Origin of the sequence: Neorhizobium sp. LjRoot104 (genome assembly GCF_964253725.1) — a bacterium.
Lineage (GTDB): Bacteria > Pseudomonadota > Alphaproteobacteria > Rhizobiales > Rhizobiaceae > Neorhizobium.
The window spans coordinates 72,766-92,409 of sequence record NZ_CAXURS020000002.1; the positions used below are offsets into that span (position 1 = coordinate 72,766).

The window sequence follows — 19,644 nt, forward strand, 5'->3', positions numbered from 1 at the left end:
AGAAAGACGCTAAGATGAGCGCAGAAGCTTCTAACGATAACATCCGCTACCCGCGGAGGGTCTTCATCCGCCGCCACTCGGTTGTGACACGGCTCACGCACTGGCTGAACGTGCTCTGCCTTAGTTTTCTCCTGTTGAGCGGGCTGCAGATCTTCAATGCCCATCCCGAGCTCTACTGGGGTCATTACGGTGCGGATGGCGATCCCGCTGTGTTGACGATTGGCGCCAATGATGCCGCCGAGCCAAGCGGTTTCGTGCGTGTTGCGGGGGTACAGATACCGACGACGGGTGTGCTTGGTCTTTCCAATGTTGATGGGGAGCCGACTGCACGCGCTTTCCCGTCCTGGGCAACGATCCCGTCGTTTCAGGATCTTGCGGCTGGCCGGCGCTGGCACTTCTTTTTCGCCTGGCTGTTTGTCATCAATGGCATCGTCTATCTCGGCTTCAGCGCGCTGAGCGGACATTTCAGGCGCGACTTGGCTCCTACGGCGCGTGAGCTCTCGCCGAGCCACCTCGGCCGTGAAGTCCTCGACCATGCTCGGCTGCGCTTTCCGAAAGGGGAGGAGGCCAAGCACTACAATGCCTTGCAGAAGCTGACCTACCTTGCGGTTATGCTCATTCTGCTGCCCCTGATGGTGCTGACGGGGCTGACCATGTCACCCGGGGTTGACGCTGCTTTCCCCGCCCTGGTCGATATCTTCGGCGGACGCCAGTCCGCGCGCACCATCCACTTCATCACAGCGTCGGCGCTGGTCATCTTCGTCATCGTGCATGTGGCGATGGTCGTGTTGTCCGGGACCTGGAACAATATCCGCTCGATGATCACCGGACGTTACGCCATCCACGAGGAAGGACCGAATGCATGAGCACGTTTCTCACCAGACGCCGCTTTCTGATCGGCGGCACACTTGGCGCCAGTGCTTTGACCCTTTCCGGATGTGATCTGCTGGACCAGAACGCGGACATCGCGAATGTCCTTCGCTCAGCCGAGCAACTGACAATGAAGGCCCAGAGACTGCTTCAAAGGCGCGATGCACTGGCGCGTGAGTTTGATGAAAAGGACATTTCCCCGTCCTTCCGCGTCAATGGAACGACTGCCCCTGACAGTGAGGAATATGCGGAACTGCTGGAAGGCAAGTTTGCAGACTGGCGGCTGAAGATAGATGGTCTTGTCGATCGGCCTCAGTCGCTTTCGCTGGCCGATCTGAGGGCGCTTCCCTCCCGCACCCAGATAACCCGTCATGACTGCGTCGAGGGGTGGAGTGCGATCGGCAAATGGACAGGAGTTCCGCTCGGCAGCCTGCTGCATCTGACCGGGCTCAAGCCCACGGCGCGCTATGTCGTGCTGCATTGTGCAGACGAGCTCGAAAAGACGCTCGATGGCAGCGGCCGCTACTACGAGAGTATCGATCTCATCGACGCGGTTCATCCACAGACCATCCTTGCCTACCAGATGAACGGCCAGGATCTCAGCGTCGGCCACGGTGCCCCCCTGCGCCTGAGGGTCGAGCGGCAGCTGGGTTACAAACAGGCAAAGTACATCATGCGCATCGAACTGGTCGACAGCTTCGCCGGCCTGTGGGGCGGGAACGGCGGTTATTGGGAAGACCGTGGCTACGAATGGTACGCCGGCATCTGAGGCGTTCGCACGCTGAATCAAAGGATCACAGTTCATGACTAGACGCAGAATTCAGGAAGTGATGCCGATTTCCGCGGTCGCGCCGTCACGACAGGTCGAGATCAACCAGACCAGTTCGATCTTCTCCGATCCTGACGGCCGATGGGTCGCAGTGCGGCAAGGAGCGATCAACGAGGCGTTTGAAAGACGCATGCGGTTGGAGAGCGAGAAGTCCGGCGAGGCAAAGGCTCACTCTCAGGACGAACCACGCGATTCTGGTATTTCCGAAGTCGGAAAGCTTTCCGGCGAAAGCGAACGGATCGGACAAATAAACTGGGACGAGAACACTCCGCCTGGCGAGCATGTCGGCTTCCTGTAAGGCGCACCGCCGGAATTTCATCAATTGAAGATAGGGACAGGTACCAATGTTGAATCATTTACAGCCCATGGCGTTTAAGGCGCTGATTTCGCTCTCGATATCGCTGCCTTAAAGACACGGCCAACGGTTCGATTCTGCTCAAGGCGAAGACGATCCCATTTGGCCGATCTCGCCTATTCGCGAGACCGGTGATTTGATTTCAGGGGACGCTCACGTTCTCACAATGCTGCCTTCCCGATTGAGGCGCCGCCGTCGACGTTAATCGTCTGCCCAGTGACGAAGCCTGCGTCTTCCGACATCAGGAATGCGACCGCCGAAGCGATTTCGTGCGGCCGGCCGAACCGCCCCATTGGAACGCCCGCGAGATATCGGGCTTCTCCCTCGCCGCCGACCGGGTTGTTGACCCGGAAGAGTTCGGTTTCCGTGGGGCCAGGCGACACGGCGTTGACTGTGATGCCCGTGGTGGCGAGTTCCAGAGCCCAGCTCCGGGTAAAGCTGACAAGTGCAGCCTTTGCGGCGGCATAACTCGTGCGTTGCACGCTGCCCAGGACCGTGAGGCTGGAGATGTTGACGATCCGCCCCCAGCCCCGCGAACGCATGCCGGGCAGCGCTGCTTGCGTGGCGACGAGAGCCGGATGCAAATTGACGCGCATCACTTCTTCGAGCGTCTCGACCGCGATATCGCCCAGCGGCTCTGCCCGCACCAGCCCGACATTGTTGACGATCCCGTCAATCCCGCCATCGCGGAAGATGGCCGCAAGCAGATCGCCGGCGGACCGGCCTGAAAGATCGAGCAAGTGGAGTTGACCAGGAAAGCCCTCGGTCGCGTTACGGGCGATGCCGATGACCTCATGGCCCTGTCCAGCAAGACGGTTCGCCAGGGCAAGTCCGATTCCCTTGCTGGCACCCGTGATCAGAAATCTTCTCTTCATGGGAAAATCCTCGACCCTACCTCCGAAGAGGCAGGGTCCTCTGGTGGGGATCGATCAGGCGGCGGCGCGGTTGGCTGCCGCACGAAGCGCGGTTAACATGTCTTCCGGCTCCGGGCGGCGGGTATAGTCCGGATTGACCTCGGCGTAGAGGATAACGCCATCCTTGCCGACGACGTAACGGGCAGGCATCGGCAGGGTCCAGCTCGGGTCGCCGTTGAAAGCCGGAAGATCGTTCTTCAGCGACTTGTAGAGCTCGACCAGATAATCCTGCATCTGGAAGCGAAGGCCAAAGGCGGCTGCGACATCATTGTGCGGATCCGACAGGATCGGGAAGGTCAGGTTATTCTGGCGCACCGACTTGCGGCTGTTGACCGGGTTCTGCGGCGAGATGGCAACGAGTTTCGCACCGAGGGCTTCGAACTGCGGCAGAGCTTCCTGCAGGGCCTGAAGCTCCATGTTGCAATAGGGGCACCAGACGCCGCGATAAAAGCTGATCACCAGCGATCCATGTGCCAGAAGATCGGTAGACGAGACCGGATTGCCATCGGGGTCCGAGAGTGTGAACTCCGGCAGCTTGTCACCAGCCTTCAGGGCCTTCTGGGCAGCGCCAAAGGCAATCAGTTCGGCGGTGGCGCGGTGCATCGTCTCGATCACCGAGTAAGGTACATTGTACGGCGGCTTGCCGGCTTCAAAATCGGCTTTGAAAGCATCGAGCTTGGATTGGAGGGTCATAGTCGTTTTACTTGAATTGGAATTAGATTGTCGGGCATTTTGGCTTCAGGATGCGCCCTGAAGTCCACTGATGAATTTGGAAGGTGATCAGCCCTGTGGGGCCATTGAGCGGGCGACTTCGGCGGCGCTGATGCCTTCGAGGGCAAGTCCGTAGCCGGTATCCTGGTCGATGATCCGGCGCAGCTTCTGGGTGAGAGCAATGCGGGTATAGCTGGAGGTCAGCGGCGGAAGGGCGGCAATGCCGTCAGCAATCTCATAAGCTCGGGCGAGAAGCTTGTCTGCCGGCACGACCTCATTAACGACGCCCCAGTTCTTGGCTGTTGCCGCATCGAGCACCTGGCGGGTGAGGATGAAGTAGCGGCCGCGGATGCTGCCGATCACTTCCGGCCAGAGCAGGTTGACGCCATCGCCGGGCACGATGCCGAAGTCAAAATGCGGCTTGTCCTGGAAGACGGTCTCCGGCGTCGCAAGGATGATGTCGGTGAGCAGCGCATATTCCGAGTGCAGAAGAACCGGACCGTTCAGCGCCGTAATCATTGGCACCTCGATGTCGAGGATGTTCATGAGAACCTTGCGACCCTCGCGAAAGATCTTGTCGTAACCGCGGGGCGAGAAGAAATCGAAGCCGTCGGGGCTGATCGCATCCATGAAGGCGTCGCCCGAGCCGGTGAGGATGACAACTCGGTTCTCGCTATCAGAGCCGATCTGGTGGAAAAGGTCGACGAACTGCTCGTGGGTATGGCCGTTGAAGACGAGCTTGCCGCCATCGGTATGCAGCGCGACTTCAAGGACGCCGCTCGGCGTGCGGGTCAGGCGGGCGTTCGGGAAGCTGTTCTTGTAGGATTCGAATTTGGACATGGTTGTCTCCTTTGTGTCTAAGCGGGTATGTCGTTGGGAGGATCAGGCGGCGGGCCGCTGAGTTTCAATCACGGCTTCAGCGCGAGCGATGGCCTGCTGGACGGCGGGGCGTGTAGCCACGGCGTCGTACCAGCGGGAAAGGTTGGGGCGACCGTCGAGGGTGAGCCCCGGAAATTGGATCCGCCACATCCAGCCGAAATGGGCGATGTCGGCGATGGTGAACTCCTCTCCAGCCATGAAAGGCTGTGAGGCAAGCCTGGCATCGAGCAGGCCGAGAATCCGTTCTGCCTCGGTTGTAAAGCGGGCCTCGGCGATCGGCTGTGGCTCCGGTGATGAGCGCTTGAAGAAGCCGGCGTTGCCGAAGGCGGGGCTCAAGGCCGAAGCATGGAAAAAGAGCTGTTCGAAGACACGAGCGCGGGCGGCGCTGTCCTTTGGCAGGAGCTTGCCTGTCTTCTCGGCGAGATGGACAAGAATCGCGGCGCTTTCCGTCAGGACGAAGCCGTCATCGACCACAACTGGCACCTTGCCGTTCGGGTTCAGTGCAAGGAATGCTTCGGTCTTCTGCTCACCCTTGCGGACGTTCACTGGCTTCAGCTCATAGGGCAGCCCCATCTCTTCGAGGGCAATCAGCACCTTCACGCTGTTTGGTGTGGCAAAGGCTTGGACTTCGATCATCGTTCGTCTCCATCGGATCGTGTTCCGTCGGAGAAGTTATGACCATTCCTCAGAGCTTGCGGCAGGCGGCTTGAAGCGATAATGTTTATTCCCAAGGAGAATAAGCGATGGACCGACTGCAGGCGATGACAGCATTCGTGCGTGTGGTGGAGACAGGGTCCTTCTCGGGGGCTGCCCGACAGATCGGCGTTGGACAGCCGGCGATTTCGAAGACGATCGCGCAGCTCGAAGACCGCCTGCAAGTCCGTCTGCTCATCCGGTCGACCCACGGGCTTTCCCCGACCGACGCGGGGGTTCGTTTCTTCGAGCGCGCAAAGGCGGCGATCCAGGAAGCGGATGAGGCGGAGCTAGAGGCCAAGGGCGCCGGAGCCGGACTATCGGGGCGGCTTCGGATCTGCGCCGCAACGACCTTTGCGAGGATCATGATCCTGCCACACCTGTCGCAGTTCATGGATAGTCATCCGGATCTCGAGGTCGATGTCATCCTGGACGACCGGGTTATCGATCTGGTCTCGGAAGGGATAGATGTCGCACTGCGGATGGGGGAGCTGGCAGATACGTCGGCGGTGGCGCGAAAGCTCGCCACCGGCCGCCGGTCCGTGATGGCGACGCCCGGTTATCTCGGCCGTCATGGCATGCCGCTTGTACCGGCTGATCTCGCAGCCCATCAGGCTGTTGTCTACACCCAGCTCGGCAATGCCTGGACCTTCACCCGCGAGGGAACGCAGGCTTCAGTAACTGTTTCCGGACGCGCACGGTTCAGTGCCGCGGAAGGCATACGCACCGCTGTCTTGTCGCATTTGGGCGTGGCGGTCGCCTCCGACTGGATGTTCGCGCCGGAACTGGCGGACGGCACGGTACAACGCGTGCTGGAAGACTGGGAACTTCCGCCGATTGATCTTTGGGCGGTGTTTCCAACTGGGAGGCTGGCAAGCGCAAAAGCCCGCGCATTCGCCGATTTCGCGGGATCAATCGTTGCTACGAGAAGTCTGTAATCGAGAATGAACGACGTCTCGTCATCCGGCTAAGTCAGGTCGCCGGGTTCGAATTACATCAAGAGTTCGAATCTGAGGGCGGGGATCTCAGAAAGTCCAGAAAAGCCCGCATCCCCGTACCAATGTGGCGATGCCGCGGATAGTAGAGGCATAGACCCGGATAGGGCGGCGTCCAGTCTGCGAGCACCTGACAGAGCCTGCCGTCGGCCAGTGCGTGCGCCGCCATCCATTGCGTTATGTAGGCAAGTCCGCACCCGTCGAGAGCTGCAGCCAGAAGTAGCCGAGACTGGTCAACGACGAGATTACCACTCGTCGTCACGACAACATGCTCGCCGCGACGCTGGAACTCCCAGCGATAGATCGACCCGCTCGCCATGCGGAGCTGGACGCACTGGTGAAGCGAGAGGTCCGACGGCGTCTTGATTGCGGGCGCGCCAAAAAGATAGCCGGGCGACGCCACGACGATGTGCTGCTGATCCGGACCGATCGGGATCGCGATCATCTCTCCAGAAACGAGTTCGGCTGCCCGCACGCCGCAGTCGAAGCCTCCTTCGGCAATATCAACCAGTTTGCCCTCCGATCGGATTTCGAACCGCATTGCGGGCTGAAGCTTCATGAAGCGTGTCAGCAGCGGCATAAGCACCTGCTCCGCAGCATTTGCGTCGCAGTTTATCCGTACAAGTCCCGTGGGCGATGCGGCACGCTCATGCAATTCCTCGACGGCCAGCCCTATCTCCCCGATCGCGGGCATGAGGCGATCTGCGAGCCTTCGCCCAGGCTCCGTCAGCGATACGTTCCGGGTCGAACGGTGGAAGAGCTTCACCTTCAGTCGTCTCTCCAGTCCGGCGACCGCGTGGCTCAGCGCCGACGGCGTCTGGCCGAGCGTTCTTGACGCTGCTCGAAAACCTCCGTGCTCGGCGACCGCAAGGAATGCCGCCAGCTCCCCTGGGGGGAGCGCGCCGACTGTTCGAATTATCTCATCATTGCGTGTAGCGTCTGCCATCTAGTTCACGAATGCCACGCGCTTATCTTCCGGGCAAGTCGAATGTTCGAAGGAGTACGACCATGACTTCATCCATCCCATTTGGTTTTTCATCGACCGCCTCCGATGTCCTGGAAGGCGTCGAACTCGCCGGACGAAATGTCATTGTGACCGGAGGAGCAGCAGGGATCGGTCTGGAGACGAGCCGTGCTCTCGCGGCCGCAGGCGCGGCCGTGACGATTGCGGCCCGCCGCCCGGACGAGGCCGAGAGAGCTGTCGCCGAGATGAGGCAGGCGATGCCGGCGGCTCGACTGTACGTCCGTCGCCTCGACCTCGCCGACCTGTCCTCCGTGCAGGAATTCGCGGAGAGCTGGGACGAGCCCCTGCACGTCCTCCTCAACAACGCAGGAGTGATGGCCATTCCCGAACTGAAGAGGAATGCGCAAGGGCGGGAGATGCAGTTCGCCACGAACTATCTGGGGCATTTCGCGCTTGCGCTCGGCCTGCGGAAGCATCTGGCCAGCGCGAACGGCGCCCGCGTGGTTTCAGTCGCCTCGACGGGCAACCTGTTTGCGCCGGTGTTCTGGGACGATCCTGACTTCCACTTCATTCCATACGATCCGCTACTCGCCTATGGGCAGTCGAAGACGGCCTGCATTCTGATGTCCGTTGGGATAACGAAAAATTGGGCCGGCGACGGCATCACGTCGAACGCTCTCAACCCCGGAGCAATCGCAACTGGCCTTCAGAAGCACACTGGCGGCCTTCGGACGCCCGAGCATCTGCGCAAGACGATAGAGCAGGGGGCATCCACGTCGGTGCTGCTCGCGGGCTCGCCGCTCGTGGAGGGAATTTCCGGCAGATATTTCGACGACTGCCAGGAAGCCCCTGTGGTCGACGAGCGCGGAGCCGGGCCGTTCAAGGGAGTGGCAAGATACGCGGTCGATCCGGAGAACGCTTTCCGTCTCTGGGAGATGGCGACGCGGATGGTCTCATCGCCGCTGTAGTTGGCGCAGCCTGCCGGACCTTTCGCGCGGTTCGGCAGGCTGCCTTTCGCAATTGTTGCAGCTCCAATCAAGCCTTTGCCGCCACCGGAAGACGGAACGGCGCACCAAGCCGGTTGAAGGCGTTCATTGCAGCGATCGTGATTGTCAGATCGACGAGGTCCTTCGGTTCGAACGCTGCAGCGGCGGCCGCATATGCCTCATCGGAGGCATGGGTCTGGCTGACATTGGTCACTTCCTCTGCCCAGGCGAGAGCGGCGCGTTCCTGGTCGCTGAACAGGTGGGGCACCTCGTCCCACACCGGAACCAGCGTGATCTTGTCGATGGACATCGTCTTGCGCAGATCGCGGCTATGCATGTCGATGCAGTGGGCGCAGCCGTTGATCTGAGACACGCGCAGAAAGACGAGGTGGATCAGCTCTGCCGGCAGGTTCGTCTTGGCCGTGACATAGTGGTGGACACCGAAGAGCGCCTTGGCACCCTCGGGGGCGACTTCGGACCAGTTCATGCGGGACATGTTGCTTTCCTTTCTTGAGGACACGGCTTTCCATTCGCCGGAGTAGCCGTCGTCGGGTGATCTGTGGTTTAGCGAATAGGTTTCGTAGGACGCGCTACGGCTTGCGCGGCGTCGTCAGGACGGTGTCGACGGTGTCGACGACGAAGACGGCGAGCAGCTTCGCCGGTTCAGTCTTGCTGGCATTGGCGCTGACGTCGTGCCGGTCTCCGGGCAGCTCGGTGAAGTTCTGACCGGTGGTAAAGGTCTTCGTCTCGCCACCGTTCACGGCGCTCTGGATCGCGCCTTCTAGGAGCGTGGCATAGATCAGCGCAGACTTCGCATGCGTGTGGGCGGAGCTGTAGCCGCCGGGGCAGTACTCGACGAGGACGCCCTTGACGCTCTTGCCGGGAACGTCGGGCAGGGGATGCTCGTAGACGAGCGTCACCTTGGCATCCTTCGTGTCGTACGCGAGTCCTGGCTTTGTCACGTCATGAGCGGACGCGGTGGCAAGGGATGCCGCGAGTGTTGCGGCCGCATAGAGAATGGTCTTCATGATCGTGCACTCCCCTCAAGCCTTCAGCCATTCGGCGACTGTGACGCGGCCCTTGATGGACTCTCCGTCAGGAACTAGCGAGCCTTTGGCGACAGGTGCGCCGAAGTAGTCTACTGTGGCGACTGCGGTCACCGGACTGCCGTCGCCCTTCGCATCGAGATACGCCCGGATAAAGGATTCGAACGGTGCCCGTTCCGGTCCGGCAAGATCGACCGTTCCGTTCTTCGGTTCCCCGAGCGCGGCTTCCACCAGAGCGGCGGCGACGTCACTGGCCGCGATCGGCTGAAAGTCAATATCCGGCACCTTGACCACGCCGTCGGCTGCATAGGCGCCGGCCAGGGTTTCGATGAATTCGTGAAACTGCGTTGCCCGGACGATGGTATAGGCCTGACCGGAGGATGCGACGGCCTCTTCCTGTGCCAGCTTGCCGGCCATGTAAGGATTGGCCGCAAGCTTGTCGGCATTGACGATCGAGAGGGCGACGTGATGGCGTACGCCCGCGGCCTGTTCGGCGCTCGTCAAGTTCCGGCTCGACGTCCCGAAAAAGTCGGTGATGACGTCCTTGTCGAGCGACATCATGTTTGAGACGTCGATGACGGCGTCGGCGCCCGTAAGCGCCGCTTCCAGTCCTTCTCCCGTGTAGGCGTTGATGCCGTTGCGGGAGCTTGCGGCGACGGCTTCGTGGCCGGCGTCCTGCAGAAGCTTCACTGCCTTCGAGCCGATCAGGCCCGTGCCGCCAATGACGACGACCTTCTTCATCTTGCTCATGGTGCTTTCTCCTATGACGAGGCGCGATTGCCCGTCTTGCGTTCGTGGAGTTCGAGGAAGGCGCATCCGCGGGCGGCGATACCGCCGTCGTCGTCTGCGCCGAGGTCCGCCAGAAGGTCCGCAACGGACACCTTGGCGAGTTCTGCGCGATAGGCCTTCTCGGCCTTCAGCATTGCGGCGTTGATCTGGCAGGGCTTGGTGAAGTAGCGCTGCGGAAGAGGGTTCGGCCCACGCTGGCGGATCTCTGCGCATCGGAACGCGGGCGCCGGCCCCTCGACTGCGAGGACGATGTCGAGCAGGCTGATGTCCTTTGGCGCTTTCGCCAGACGATAGCCACCTTTCGGCCCCGGCGTCGTCGCGACGATCCCGGCACCGGAAAGCGCCTGCAGGTGCTTCAGGAGGTAGCTCGTGGACACGCCATGCAATTCCGCCAGGGCTGCGGCCGACAGCACCCCGTCCTCGGACAAGCCGGCCAGGAACGCCACGCAATGAATTGCCTGTTCGACGCCTTCGCTCAGTTTCATGTTTCATCTCCTAATCGTGGATAAAATATATCCGCGATACGATTGCCAGTCAATCCTCAATTCGTAAACGATGCGTTTGACAGAACTGAAATATTTGGAGCGGGCAATCGGATCTCTGCGGGGTCGAAAAGCGAGATCAAATAGGCCCAAGCAAAACTGGCGATGGTTGCGGCACTCTCGCCCTGCCAGTTCAGCCGCGCATTCCAAGCCGAAACAGGCGAGACACCCGCCAATGATCTCAGATTTACGATCCACACCGACGCGCCGGTCGTTGCTCGCGCCTAAGCCGATGGGTATTGTGGGCGATCCGTGAAGTGATCAGACCGGGATACTATGACTTCGCAACTGGACTTCTTTTCAGCTCCTGGCTTGCCGGTAAACCAAGGCCACGAAAGTTCGAGCTGTCTCGGATAGGGCACATAGCGGGGACGGTTGCGACCACGAGTCGATGGCCCGTGATCTGGAGGCGACCGGCAACTATCGCATACTGCGACGGCTTCCCCGCCGGCCGGTTGTCGAGCGTGCGAGGCCTGGATTCTCTCGGAAGGGCGTCATCCTCGATACCGAAACCACCGGCCTTGATCATCGCCGCGACGAAATCATCGAAATCGGCGCTATCGCCTTCACCTTCAACGATGCCGGTGAGATCGGCGATGTCACCGGCGTCTACGGCGGGCTTCAACAGCCGAGTGTTCCCATCCCGGCCGATATCACCCGCCTGACCGGGATTACTGACGACATGGTGGTGGGGCAGATGATCGATGTCACTTGCCTCCGGTCCCTCATCGAACCGGCTGACCTCGTGGTTGCCCACAATGCGGGTTTCGATCGGCCCTTCTGCGAGGCCTTCTCGCCGATGTTTACCCACAAGGCCTGGGCCTGCTCGGTCTTCGAGATCGACTGGGCCGCACGCGGCTTCGAAGGGAGCAAGCTCGGTTACCTGATCGGGCAGTCGGGATATTTTCACGACGGACATCGAGCGGTCGATGATTGTTTCGCCCTCCTCGAAGTGCTCGGGCAGACGCGAGCCGGCGTGAGTGTGGCGCCGTTTGCAGAGCTGCGTGAAGCCAGCCAGCGATCAAGGGTCCGCATCCATGCGGAGAACGCGCCATTTGAGATGAAGGATCACCTGAAGGTGCGCGGCTATCGCTGGTCCGACGGTTCCGACGCGCTCCCCAAATCCTGGTGGATCGAACTTCCGGAAGAAAGACTGGACGACGAACTTCATTTCCTCCGGACCGAGATCTACCGGTGGGATGCCGATCCGCTGGTCAGGCATCTGACGGCATTCGATCGCTTCCGGCGCGCGTGAGAGGAGAGGCGATGACGGCTATTCTCGGGATCGACGCAGCCTGGACTGCAACACAGCCGAGCGGTATCGCGCTTGTTTCGTCCGAGGCGGGCCGGTGGCGCGTGACCTTCGCGGGATCATCCTATGGCCACCTGATGGACAGCGCCGCAGGGCGGATCCCCAGCTTCCGGCCATCCGGCTCGGTCGCAGAGGCCGCAGCTGTCCTCGCGGCCGCGGAGCAGATTGCAGGAGCTCCGATCGACCTTGTCGCCGTGGATATGCCCTTGTCTCTTGAGACCATTGCAGAACGACGGGTCTCGGACAACGTGGTTTCGAAGACCTATGGCGCGCGCCATTGCAGCACTCACACGCCGAGTTCGATCAGGCCCGGCAGGATCAGCGACGATTTGAGGTCCGGCTTTGCGCAGTGCGGATACAAATTGTTGACACAAGACCTTGCAATGCCGGGTCTCCTGGAGGTTTATCCCCATCCCGCCCTGGTGGAGTTGACGGGTGCTCCAAGGCGACTGCCCTACAAGGTCGGGAAGATCCGAGATTACTGGCCGACCGACACAGCCGTCGGCCGGCGGACCAGGCTCTTTGAAACCTGGCGAGTAATCGTTGCCAGCCTTGACGGACGGTTGTCGGGCGCCGCGGACGTCCTGCCGCTTCCTCCAATCGATGCACCGACATGGCAGATGAAGGCGTTCGAGGACATGCTCGACGCCATGGTCTGCGCCTGGGTCGGGATATTCGCATTCGAGGGAACCGCCGTGCCCTTCGGCGACGAGACCTCCGCGATCTGGATTCCTCAGTCGCACCTCCTAGGAAGGCAGCCCGGCCGGCCATGATCGAAGCGTTCCAGTGAAATATCGAACATCCAGCATGAATGGCAGACGAGATCACCGTCGCCGGGGGGTATGACCCATGGTTCGCTTGAATGCGTGGGCAAATGCGCTTTGGGAGGCATAGCCAACAGCTGCGGCGACTTCCGCAACACCGCGTCCCAGAGCCAGTTCACGCTGTGCCAGGATCATGCGCCACCGCGTCAGGTAGTCGAGCGGTGGCCGGCCAACACGCCGGGAGAAGTGCAACGTGAGTGCCGAGCGCGACATTCCGACTTCCCGCGCCAGGGCTTCGATCGTCCAGCGACGCGCCACATCCTCGTGAATGAGCCGGATAACCTTGGCAAGACGCGGATCGGCGAGCGCGGAGATCCAGCTCACCTTGTCTTCGGGGTGGGTTGCGACATAAGCCCTGATGGCCTCCACCACGAGTATGTCGGCAAGCCTTGCAGCGACAAGGCCGCCGCCGAGCCTCTCGGCGTCTGCTTCATCCTTGAGTGCGGCGAGCGTCGAGGCAATGCTTCGGGCGCTGGACGATCGAGGCGGTATCTTCAGGAACCTGGGGAGTGCGTCGAGAACGAATGAACCACAACCGGCCGCGAACCCGCTGCCTCCGCCGATCATGACAGTGTCGCAATGCTCTCCAATCCGCACCGTGTTGTGGCCCGGGGACGCGTAAAGCTCCATGCCATCTGACGGCTCAAGGCCAGGATCACTCGCCACCGTGTAGGAGGTATCGCTGAGAAGGATCACGTCTCCCTCGTTCAGCGCTTCAGGAGCGCGATCGGCAACGACAAGCCAGCATTGGCCCTTCAGGACTGCCACGAATTTCAAGCGTTCCCTGCCGTCGAAGCTGAGTGACCACGCGCCGCCTGCTTCAAGGCTGGTTCCACGGACACTGCTCGTCCCAAGTACCGTCAGCACGTCAGAAAAGGTGTCATTCATGAAGTTTGGCCGATCTCGACAAAGATCCAGCCATTCAAGCATGGATGGTCCAGTTTTGCCACGATATCTTGTGGGAACTTCAAAGGAGCATCCCATGACTATCAAGGACAAGATCATCGCCATCACCGGCGCTGGACGGGGAATAGGGCGCTCGACTGCGCTGCATCTGGCGGCGCGCGGCGCATGCGTCGTTCTCGGCGCACGCAGCGAGGTGGAGCTTGCTGACGTGGCGAACGCGATCGTTAGGGCAGGCGGCAAAGCCGTCTTTTCCGTGACCGATGTGACGAAGAGGTCCGACCTCGACATGCTGGTTGGTCGCGCCTGCGAGGCCTTCGGGCGGCTGGACGTGATCGTCAACAATGCAGGCATTGGTCCGATTTCTCGTTTCGATGCGCTGCGTGTCGATGACTGGGACGACATGATCGACGTCAACCTGCGCGGCACGCTCTATGGTATCGCTGCAGCTCTTCCGGTTTTCGCACGGCAGGGAGGAGGCCACGTGATCAACGTCCTGTCGACCGCCGGCATCAAGATCGTTCCGACGATGGGGGTCTATGCCGCCACCAAGAACGCGCTTCGCACCGCCACCGAAGCCCTGCGTCAGGAAGCAGGTCGAAACCTGAGGGTGACCGAAGTGTCTCCGGGGTTCATCGACACGACCTTTGCCGATTCATCGATTACCGACGAGACCGTCAGGGCTACGATCAGCAAGAAGAAGCAGCAACTGGCAATCTCGCCGGACGCCATCGCACGCGCCATCGCTTTCGCGATCGAACAGCCTGGCGATGTCGAGGTCGGAAGCATCGTTGTCCGTCCGACAGCGCAGGACTGAAGTCGCGTCCGCGCGCCGTCGGATGTTGGTCCTGGTTTCCTGCTCGGGACGGCGCCATGCCACCAGTGAGAGTGTAGCCATTCCCGTGCCCACGCGGCTTAAGTCGGTTGGCATGAGTGTATTACCCGAGCCTATTGTCGGTGCGTGTCAGACCTGTGCCATGCCGCCATCGACAGCCAGTTCTGCGCCTGTCGTAAAGCTGCTCTCGTCGCTTGCAAGGAAGAGAGTTGCTGCCGCCACCTCTTCAGGTCGACCCATACGTCCCAGAGGGATCATGCTGGACAATGCATCTCGAACCTCCTGCGAGGCGCTTGCCATCATCGCCGTGTCGGTTGGTCTGGGGCTGACAACGTTGACGCGAATGCCTTGGGAGCCAGTTCGTTGGCCCATGTGCGGGTAAACGAACGGACGGCCGCCTTCGTCGCACTATAGACGCCGTATCCCTTGGTGCCGATGTCGCCGGCGATCGAGCCAATCAGCACGATCGTGCCGCCGGATTGCATGAGGTCGAGCGCAACCGGAGCCAGGCGATTAATGTCACGGCGAGCTCTGTAATGACGATTGCCGTGATCCTGGCGCTGACTATGAACATGAACTGGGTTTTGGGCGCTTTTGGTTTATGGGCGATCTTTTCAGGCCTGTTACAGCTGGGGACTGCTGTGCGGCGGTGGAAAACGACTGGGGGTCAGTGGGCAATGATTTTGAGTGGTGGCCAATCTGCTGTGGCCGGCACGCTCTTCATTTTTCAAGCGCAAATGCCGCAGGAGCCTTCTATCTCCACGGTCGCGGGCTACGCTGGCGTCGCGCATTCTACTTCCTGGTTTCGGCAATATGGCTGACGATTGCCCTGTCACGTCGCAGTACGCGTACCATCTCGTAAGCTCTGCCTCGCGCCCCCAAAATCCCTTGGAAGGAATTCAACAGATGACACATGACACGGCAGAGCGTCTTGCGTCCTATCGGAGGACAATCGACAATCTGGATTCAGCTCTTCTCTACATCCTGGCTGAACGCTTTCGCTGTACCGAGCAAGTGGGCCACTTGAAGGCCAACCAGGCGATGCCGGCGATCGATCATGAGCGAGAGCGACGCCAATTGGATCGACTGAGCAGCATTGCCAATGACGTCGGTCTAGATCAGCACTTTGTTGAAGCGCTGATGAGAATGATCGTGGGCGCTGTGGTTGAGCGGCACAGAGAGATTGCGGCTGGGAAGTAGAGTGTCCGCCGAGAAGTAAGTTGTCTGTCGCGCGCGTGCTACCGCAGCCGTGGATCGGCGCGGAAAATCGATCTTCTTCGGGCGGCTTATCATGCAGGCGCATTCGCGAGATGATCAGAAACGGTCGAGATGAACGCACGAAGACGCTGAAGACGTCGCAGGTCCCGGTGATATCCCATCCAGATGTCTCGCGACGGCGGGGGCTTAGGTAGTTCCAGTCTGCGGATACCCGGGATTTGATTGCCCACGACGCGGGGCAGGACGGCGATCCCTACGCCCTGCTTGCACATTCGCCCCTGAACGTTTCGGTTGTTTGATCGCAGCACGGGTCTCGCGTTTGGAAAACTCTCGGCGAGCCAGGCTATGTCGGGGAACTGCCCGGTGGAGGTATCGTAGGTGATCAGCCGGAAACCAGCCCCGTCGCCATATTTGGGGTCAGACGATTCCTCGGCGACGTAGACGCCGTATTCGAGCCGGAAGAGGCGCCGCTGAATGACATCGGCAGTATTGAACGGAACGATGCGAAAAGCCACGTCGGCCTCCCTTTGGGCGAGGTTGAACAGGCGAGTGCCAGTGAGGATCTCGACATCTACATTAGGGTAGGCTTTCGAGAAATTTGCAACTATGGGAGGTAAAACATAGGCCCCGAACCAGTCCGCTGATGAGATACGCAGATTGCCTTGGAGATTTTGCTCCTGCCCCGCAAGCCGGCGCTCCATGGCCAGCGCGCTGGCCTGAACTCAGCCTCATCTGGCGAGCGCAGATGGAGGCCCTGGCCTCCGATGGTTGGCGGTGCATTGCGCCCGACATGCGCGGATATGGCGGCTCGTCAGACCCGGCCGCTGTCGACGCCTTCACCAACGAGCAGGTCAACAGGGACATGGTGGAACTGCATGACCATCTCGGCGGCGAGCCTGCCATTTGGGTCGGCCATGACTGGGGCAGTGTCGTTGCTGCATCGCTGGTCGCGCACGAGCCCGCGCGCAGTCGTGGTCTTGTGCTGATCTCTGTTCCCTATTTCCCTGATGCGAACGCTTTGCCCACCCTTGTCCCTTTGATCGACCGGACGATCTACCCGGCTGATGACTATCCGGACGGGCAGTGGGACTATTACCGCTACTACACGACCCACTTCGAAGCCGCGGTCTCGGATCTCAACGCGGACAGGGCTGCATCGTTGGCGTTGATCTACCGCTCCGGCGATCCCGCAAGCATCGGCAAGCCGTCGGCAAATGCGTTGGTCACCCATAAGGGCGGACGCTTCGGCGAGGCGCATCGTGCGCCGCCTACCACTCCCGATCCGGCTCTGTGGCCTGCAGCGGATTTCAACGCTCTAGTTATAGCGCGGCGATCAGGATGAGACGCTTGCGACAATCTGGATGAGATTCTTAGGTCGCGGTCGGGGTCAAGTTATCATGCTGATTGCCGCTGACAAGTTCTTCGTCGTTTTCTGATTGCCGCTCCGCGACAGACAGCGTTGAGGTCCTGATTGTCGCAAACGAGGCCGGTCGGCCTCGCTGGCGCTTTTCCTCCAGTGCGGTTCTGCGGCGGTAACTCTCGACGTTCATCTCGAAGATCGTCGCATGGTGTACGAGCCGATCAACCGCTGCGAGCGTCATGGCAGGATCGGGAAAGACCCGGTTCCACTCCCCAAATGGCTGGTTTGCGGTGATCAGGATCGATCTATGCTCGTATCGTGCCGATATCAGCTCGAACAGCACGCTCGTTTCCGCCTGATCCTTGGTCACGTAGGCGAGATCATCGAGGATGAGCAGGTCGTACTTGTTGAGTTTGTCGATGGCGGATTCGAGCTGCAGTTCCCGACGAGCGACCTGGAGCTTCTGGACGAGATCGGTGGTCCGGGTGAACAGGACCCGCCATCCGTTCTCGATCAGGGCCAGGCCGATAGCGGCGGCGAGATGGCTCTTTCCTCCGCCGGGGGGACCGAACATGAGGATGTTGGCTCCTTTGGCGAGCCAACTGTCGCCGGCGGTAATTGCCATGACCTGCGCCTTCGAGATCATGGGTACAGCGTCGAAGGCGAAGCTGTCCAAGGTCTTTCCGGGCGGCAGGTGCGCTTCGGCGAGATGCCGTTCAATCCTGCGATTGGCACGCTCTGCCAGCTCGTGCTCAGCAATAGCCGACAGGAAGCGAGCTGCTGGCCATCCTTCCCGGTCCGCCTGCTCGGCAAATTGCGGCCACAGCGTTTTGATCGTCGGCAGCCGGAGCTCGTTGAGCATGATGCCGAGGCGTGCTTCATCGATGATGTGGGCGTTCTTCATGCGGCTTCTCCCGTCCCGATCAAGGCCTCATAACCGTTGAGCGATGCGAGTTGCACATGGACTGTCGGCAGCTTGGCTGGATCCGGGCCGAAGAGCGTTCGCATGGCGACCAGATCCGGTAAATCGCCGGCATCGAGTGTCCTGGCCAATTCTTCGGCAAGCTCACGCTCGCAACCGCGGTCATGCGCCAATGCCAGAAGCTCAACGGTGATCTTGCAAGCCTGCTTGTCGGGAAGATGTTCGATGAGGGCTTCGAAGGCCTTGCGGTATTCCTGACGCGGGAAGAGCTTGTCGCGATAAACGAGGCCGCGGAGCGCCATCGGCTTTTTGCGCAGGGAATGGATGACGTGGTGGTAGTTGACGACCTGATCGTGCCGCCCGTCGGGCTGGCCGCGTCCGCGGCGCAACGTCATCAGATGCGTGCCGCCGACAAAGACATCCAGCCGATCGTCGAACAGGCGAACTCGTAGCCTGTGGCCGATCAGGCGGGATGGCACGGTGTAGAAGACCTTGCGCAAGGTGAAGCCGCCCGTCCGAGACACCGTGACGACAATCTCTTCGAAGTCCGTGGTCCTGCGCTCGGGCAGCGCCTGCAGATGGGATCGTTCTGCATCAATGCGTTTGCCATGGGCAGCGTTGCGACGGCTGACGATCTCGTCGACAAAGGCGCGGTAAGAACTGAGATCGTCGAATTCCTTGGTCCCCCGCATCAGCAGGGCATCATGAACAGCGTTCTTGAGATGGCCGTGGGAGCTTTCGATCGAGCCATTCTCATGCGCGACGCCTTTGTTGTTGCGCGTCGGCGTCATTCGATAATGGGAGCAAAGCTGATCGTATCGGTGGGTGAGATCGACCTTGGCATCGGCGTCGAGGTTGCGGAATGCCGCCGACAGGCTGTCGCTCCGATGATAGAGCGGCGTACCGCCCACGGACCACAGGGCATTTTGAAGCCCTTCGGCTAAAGCGACAAAGCTCTCCCCGCCGAGAATGACATGGGCATGTTCGAAGCCCGACCAGACAAGCCGGAAGTGATAGAACAGGTGATCAAGTGGCTGGCCGGCGACCGTCACACCAAGACCGCTGGCATCGGTAAAATCCGAAAGGCCCAGCCGGCCTGGCTCGTGCATCTGGCGGAAGATGACCTCCTGCGCTTCGCCATGGACAGCACGCCACGACCGAATGCGTCGCTCAAGCGTACGGCGGATACCTTCAGAAAGCTCTGGATGTCGGCGCAGCATCTCGTTGTAGACAGCGACAGCACGGATGCCGGGTGCGGTCTTCAGGAGCGGGATGACTTCTGTCTCGAATATCGGCTCCAGAGGATCGGGGCGGCGACGACCGCGGGGCGCCTTGCTCTGAGATGGGAGCTGCGTCTCCTTGTCGAGACGGTAGGCCGTAGCCCGGCTGATCGACGCTTTTGCCGCGGCGACCTCTACGGAATGTGTTTGTCGGTACTTCATGAAGAGTCTCATCTGATGATCGGTTACATGGCGACCCGGCACAAACTGGTTCTCCAATCCAGAAAACCGCAAATGTACCGAACCGACCGCGATCTTGAGACGCCGAAATCTGCGCCACGCCGGGGTATGACTACGATCGGGCTACGCCCTCACTCCGTCACACCCCGGCGCGAGTCTCATCCTGATTGACGCTGAATCTCACCGAGATTGCCGCTACGCACTCTAGTCGATACCTTCGATGCCCATGGCTTTCGC

The 19,644-nt window shown here is 60.6% G+C and carries 22 protein-coding genes and 3 pseudogenes; 11 read left to right on the forward strand and 14 right to left on the reverse strand.

Annotated features, from left to right (window positions below):
- Positions 1-14 precede the first annotated feature (14 nt).
- From ACSQ8R_RS22360 to ACSQ8R_RS22370, 3 genes are read left to right on the forward strand one after another with little or no spacing between them, the layout of a single operon-like run.
- The gene (locus ACSQ8R_RS22360) at positions 15-866 is read left to right on the forward strand and encodes a cytochrome b/b6 domain-containing protein (protein WP_436255601.1); all 852 of its coding nucleotides are present in this window, start codon (positions 15-17) and stop codon (positions 864-866) included.
- Complete coding sequence (locus ACSQ8R_RS22365; RefSeq protein ID WP_436255602.1) at positions 863-1,639, forward strand: molybdopterin-binding protein; 777 nt, start codon at positions 863-865, stop codon at positions 1,637-1,639. The genes ACSQ8R_RS22360 and ACSQ8R_RS22365 overlap by 4 nt, the downstream gene beginning before the upstream one ends.
- Before the next feature lie 34 nt (positions 1,640-1,673).
- A complete protein-coding gene (locus tag ACSQ8R_RS22370; protein ID WP_436255603.1) occupies positions 1,674-1,997 on the forward strand; it encodes a hypothetical protein in 324 nt (107 codons plus the stop codon).
- Positions 1,998-2,215: 218 nt separating this feature from the next.
- On the opposite strand, the gene ACSQ8R_RS22375 is transcribed toward ACSQ8R_RS22370, so the two are convergent.
- The 4 genes from ACSQ8R_RS22375 to ACSQ8R_RS22390 form a co-directional block, all read right to left on the reverse strand.
- On the reverse strand, positions 2,216-2,929 hold the full coding sequence (locus tag ACSQ8R_RS22375) for an SDR family oxidoreductase (RefSeq protein WP_436255604.1): 714 nt from the start codon (positions 2,927-2,929) through the stop codon (positions 2,216-2,218).
- Positions 2,930-2,983: 54 nt separating this feature from the next.
- Complete coding sequence (locus ACSQ8R_RS22380) at positions 2,984-3,661, reverse strand: peroxiredoxin-like family protein (protein WP_436255605.1); 678 nt, start codon at positions 3,659-3,661, stop codon at positions 2,984-2,986.
- 87 nt (positions 3,662-3,748) lie between these two features.
- Positions 3,749-4,519, reverse strand: a complete 771-nt coding sequence (locus ACSQ8R_RS22385) for an enoyl-CoA hydratase/isomerase family protein (protein WP_436255606.1) — start codon at positions 4,517-4,519, stop codon at positions 3,749-3,751.
- 42 nt (positions 4,520-4,561) lie between these two features.
- A complete protein-coding gene (locus ACSQ8R_RS22390) occupies positions 4,562-5,194 on the reverse strand; it encodes a glutathione S-transferase family protein (protein WP_436255607.1) in 633 nt (210 codons plus the stop codon).
- Positions 5,195-5,301: 107 nt separating this feature from the next.
- Between ACSQ8R_RS22390 and ACSQ8R_RS22395 the strand changes: the two genes are divergently transcribed.
- On the forward strand, positions 5,302-6,189 hold the full coding sequence (locus tag ACSQ8R_RS22395) for a LysR substrate-binding domain-containing protein (protein WP_436255608.1): 888 nt from the start codon (positions 5,302-5,304) through the stop codon (positions 6,187-6,189).
- A 58-nt stretch (positions 6,190-6,247) separates the two neighbouring features.
- On the opposite strand, the gene ACSQ8R_RS22400 is transcribed toward ACSQ8R_RS22395, so the two are convergent.
- Complete coding sequence (locus ACSQ8R_RS22400; protein WP_436255609.1) at positions 6,248-7,192, reverse strand: LysR family transcriptional regulator; 945 nt, start codon at positions 7,190-7,192, stop codon at positions 6,248-6,250.
- Between the two features lie 62 nt (positions 7,193-7,254).
- Between ACSQ8R_RS22400 and ACSQ8R_RS22405 the strand changes: the two genes are divergently transcribed.
- Positions 7,255-8,178, forward strand: a complete 924-nt coding sequence (locus tag ACSQ8R_RS22405) for an SDR family NAD(P)-dependent oxidoreductase (RefSeq protein WP_436255610.1) — start codon at positions 7,255-7,257, stop codon at positions 8,176-8,178.
- 67 nt (positions 8,179-8,245) lie between these two features.
- Here ACSQ8R_RS22405 and ACSQ8R_RS22410 read toward each other — a convergent pair whose 3' ends face one another.
- The 4 genes from ACSQ8R_RS22410 to ACSQ8R_RS22425 all read right to left on the reverse strand — a co-directional run bounded on the left by ACSQ8R_RS22410 (position 8,246) and on the right by ACSQ8R_RS22425 (position 10,516).
- Entirely contained in the window at positions 8,246-8,692 is a 447-nt protein-coding gene (locus ACSQ8R_RS22410; RefSeq protein WP_436255611.1) for a carboxymuconolactone decarboxylase family protein, read from the reverse strand.
- A 94-nt stretch (positions 8,693-8,786) separates the two neighbouring features.
- The gene (locus ACSQ8R_RS22415; protein WP_436257245.1) at positions 8,787-9,227 is read right to left on the reverse strand and encodes a cupin domain-containing protein; all 441 of its coding nucleotides are present in this window, start codon (positions 9,225-9,227) and stop codon (positions 8,787-8,789) included.
- Between the two features lie 12 nt (positions 9,228-9,239).
- A complete protein-coding gene (locus tag ACSQ8R_RS22420; protein ID WP_436255612.1) occupies positions 9,240-9,992 on the reverse strand; it encodes an SDR family oxidoreductase in 753 nt (250 codons plus the stop codon).
- Positions 9,993-10,003: 11 nt separating this feature from the next.
- Positions 10,004-10,516, reverse strand: coding sequence for an RrF2 family transcriptional regulator (locus ACSQ8R_RS22425; RefSeq protein ID WP_436255613.1), 513 nt, complete (start codon positions 10,514-10,516; stop codon positions 10,004-10,006).
- 448 nt (positions 10,517-10,964) lie between these two features.
- Here ACSQ8R_RS22425 and ACSQ8R_RS22430 point away from each other — a divergent pair, with 448 nt between their 5' ends.
- Both ACSQ8R_RS22430 and ACSQ8R_RS22435 read left to right on the forward strand, forming a co-directional pair.
- Positions 10,965-11,828 carry a 3'-5' exonuclease gene (locus ACSQ8R_RS22430; RefSeq protein ID WP_436255614.1) on the forward strand — a complete coding sequence of 288 codons (864 nt, stop codon included), beginning with the start codon at positions 10,965-10,967 and terminating at the stop codon, positions 11,826-11,828.
- Positions 11,829-11,839: 11 nt separating this feature from the next.
- Positions 11,840-12,658, forward strand: coding sequence for a DUF429 domain-containing protein (locus ACSQ8R_RS22435; protein WP_436255615.1), 819 nt, complete (start codon positions 11,840-11,842; stop codon positions 12,656-12,658).
- A gap of 51 nt (positions 12,659-12,709) precedes the next feature.
- Here the strand turns inward: ACSQ8R_RS22435 and ACSQ8R_RS22440 are convergent, their stop codons facing one another.
- Complete coding sequence (locus ACSQ8R_RS22440; protein WP_436255616.1) at positions 12,710-13,639, reverse strand: cupin domain-containing protein; 930 nt, start codon at positions 13,637-13,639, stop codon at positions 12,710-12,712.
- A gap of 52 nt (positions 13,640-13,691) precedes the next feature.
- Here ACSQ8R_RS22440 and ACSQ8R_RS22445 point away from each other — a divergent pair, with 52 nt between their 5' ends.
- The gene (locus ACSQ8R_RS22445) at positions 13,692-14,429 is read left to right on the forward strand and encodes an SDR family oxidoreductase (protein ID WP_436255617.1); all 738 of its coding nucleotides are present in this window, start codon (positions 13,692-13,694) and stop codon (positions 14,427-14,429) included.
- A gap of 147 nt (positions 14,430-14,576) precedes the next feature.
- Here ACSQ8R_RS22445 and ACSQ8R_RS22450 read toward each other — a convergent pair.
- Positions 14,577-14,944 (reverse strand): annotated as a pseudogene (locus ACSQ8R_RS22450) (SDR family oxidoreductase); the annotation flags it as partial.
- On the opposite strand from ACSQ8R_RS22450, the pseudogene ACSQ8R_RS22455 reads away from it, so the two are divergent.
- Together ACSQ8R_RS22455 and ACSQ8R_RS22460 are read left to right on the forward strand one after the other, a co-directional pair.
- Positions 14,945-15,309, forward strand: a pseudogene (locus ACSQ8R_RS22455) (DUF308 domain-containing protein); the annotation flags it as partial.
- A 44-nt stretch (positions 15,310-15,353) separates the two neighbouring features.
- Entirely contained in the window at positions 15,354-15,647 is a 294-nt protein-coding gene (locus ACSQ8R_RS22460; RefSeq protein ID WP_436255618.1) for a chorismate mutase, read from the forward strand.
- An 89-nt stretch (positions 15,648-15,736) separates the two neighbouring features.
- On the opposite strand, the pseudogene ACSQ8R_RS22465 reads toward ACSQ8R_RS22460, so the two are convergent.
- A pseudogene (locus tag ACSQ8R_RS22465) lies at positions 15,737-16,387 on the reverse strand (LysR family transcriptional regulator); the annotation flags it as partial.
- Here ACSQ8R_RS22465 and ACSQ8R_RS22470 point away from each other — a divergent pair.
- Positions 16,309-17,007 carry an alpha/beta hydrolase family protein gene (locus tag ACSQ8R_RS22470; RefSeq protein ID WP_436255619.1) on the forward strand — a complete coding sequence of 233 codons (699 nt, stop codon included), beginning with the start codon at positions 16,309-16,311 and terminating at the stop codon, positions 17,005-17,007. The pseudogene ACSQ8R_RS22465 and the gene ACSQ8R_RS22470 overlap by 79 nt on opposite strands.
- A 28-nt stretch (positions 17,008-17,035) precedes the next feature.
- Here ACSQ8R_RS22470 and istB read toward each other — a convergent pair whose 3' ends face one another.
- Both istB and istA read right to left on the reverse strand, forming a co-directional pair.
- Positions 17,036-17,929 carry an IS21-like element ISRel5 family helper ATPase IstB gene (gene istB, locus ACSQ8R_RS22475; protein ID WP_436253891.1) on the reverse strand — a complete coding sequence of 298 codons (894 nt, stop codon included), beginning with the start codon at positions 17,927-17,929 and terminating at the stop codon, positions 17,036-17,038.
- Positions 17,926-19,431 (reverse strand): IS21 family transposase, encoded by a 1,506-nt coding sequence (istA, locus tag ACSQ8R_RS22480; protein WP_436253892.1) that lies wholly within the window; start codon positions 19,429-19,431, stop codon positions 17,926-17,928. Before istA ends, istB begins: the two co-directional genes overlap by 4 nt.
- Between the last annotated feature and the right edge of the window lie 213 nt (positions 19,432-19,644).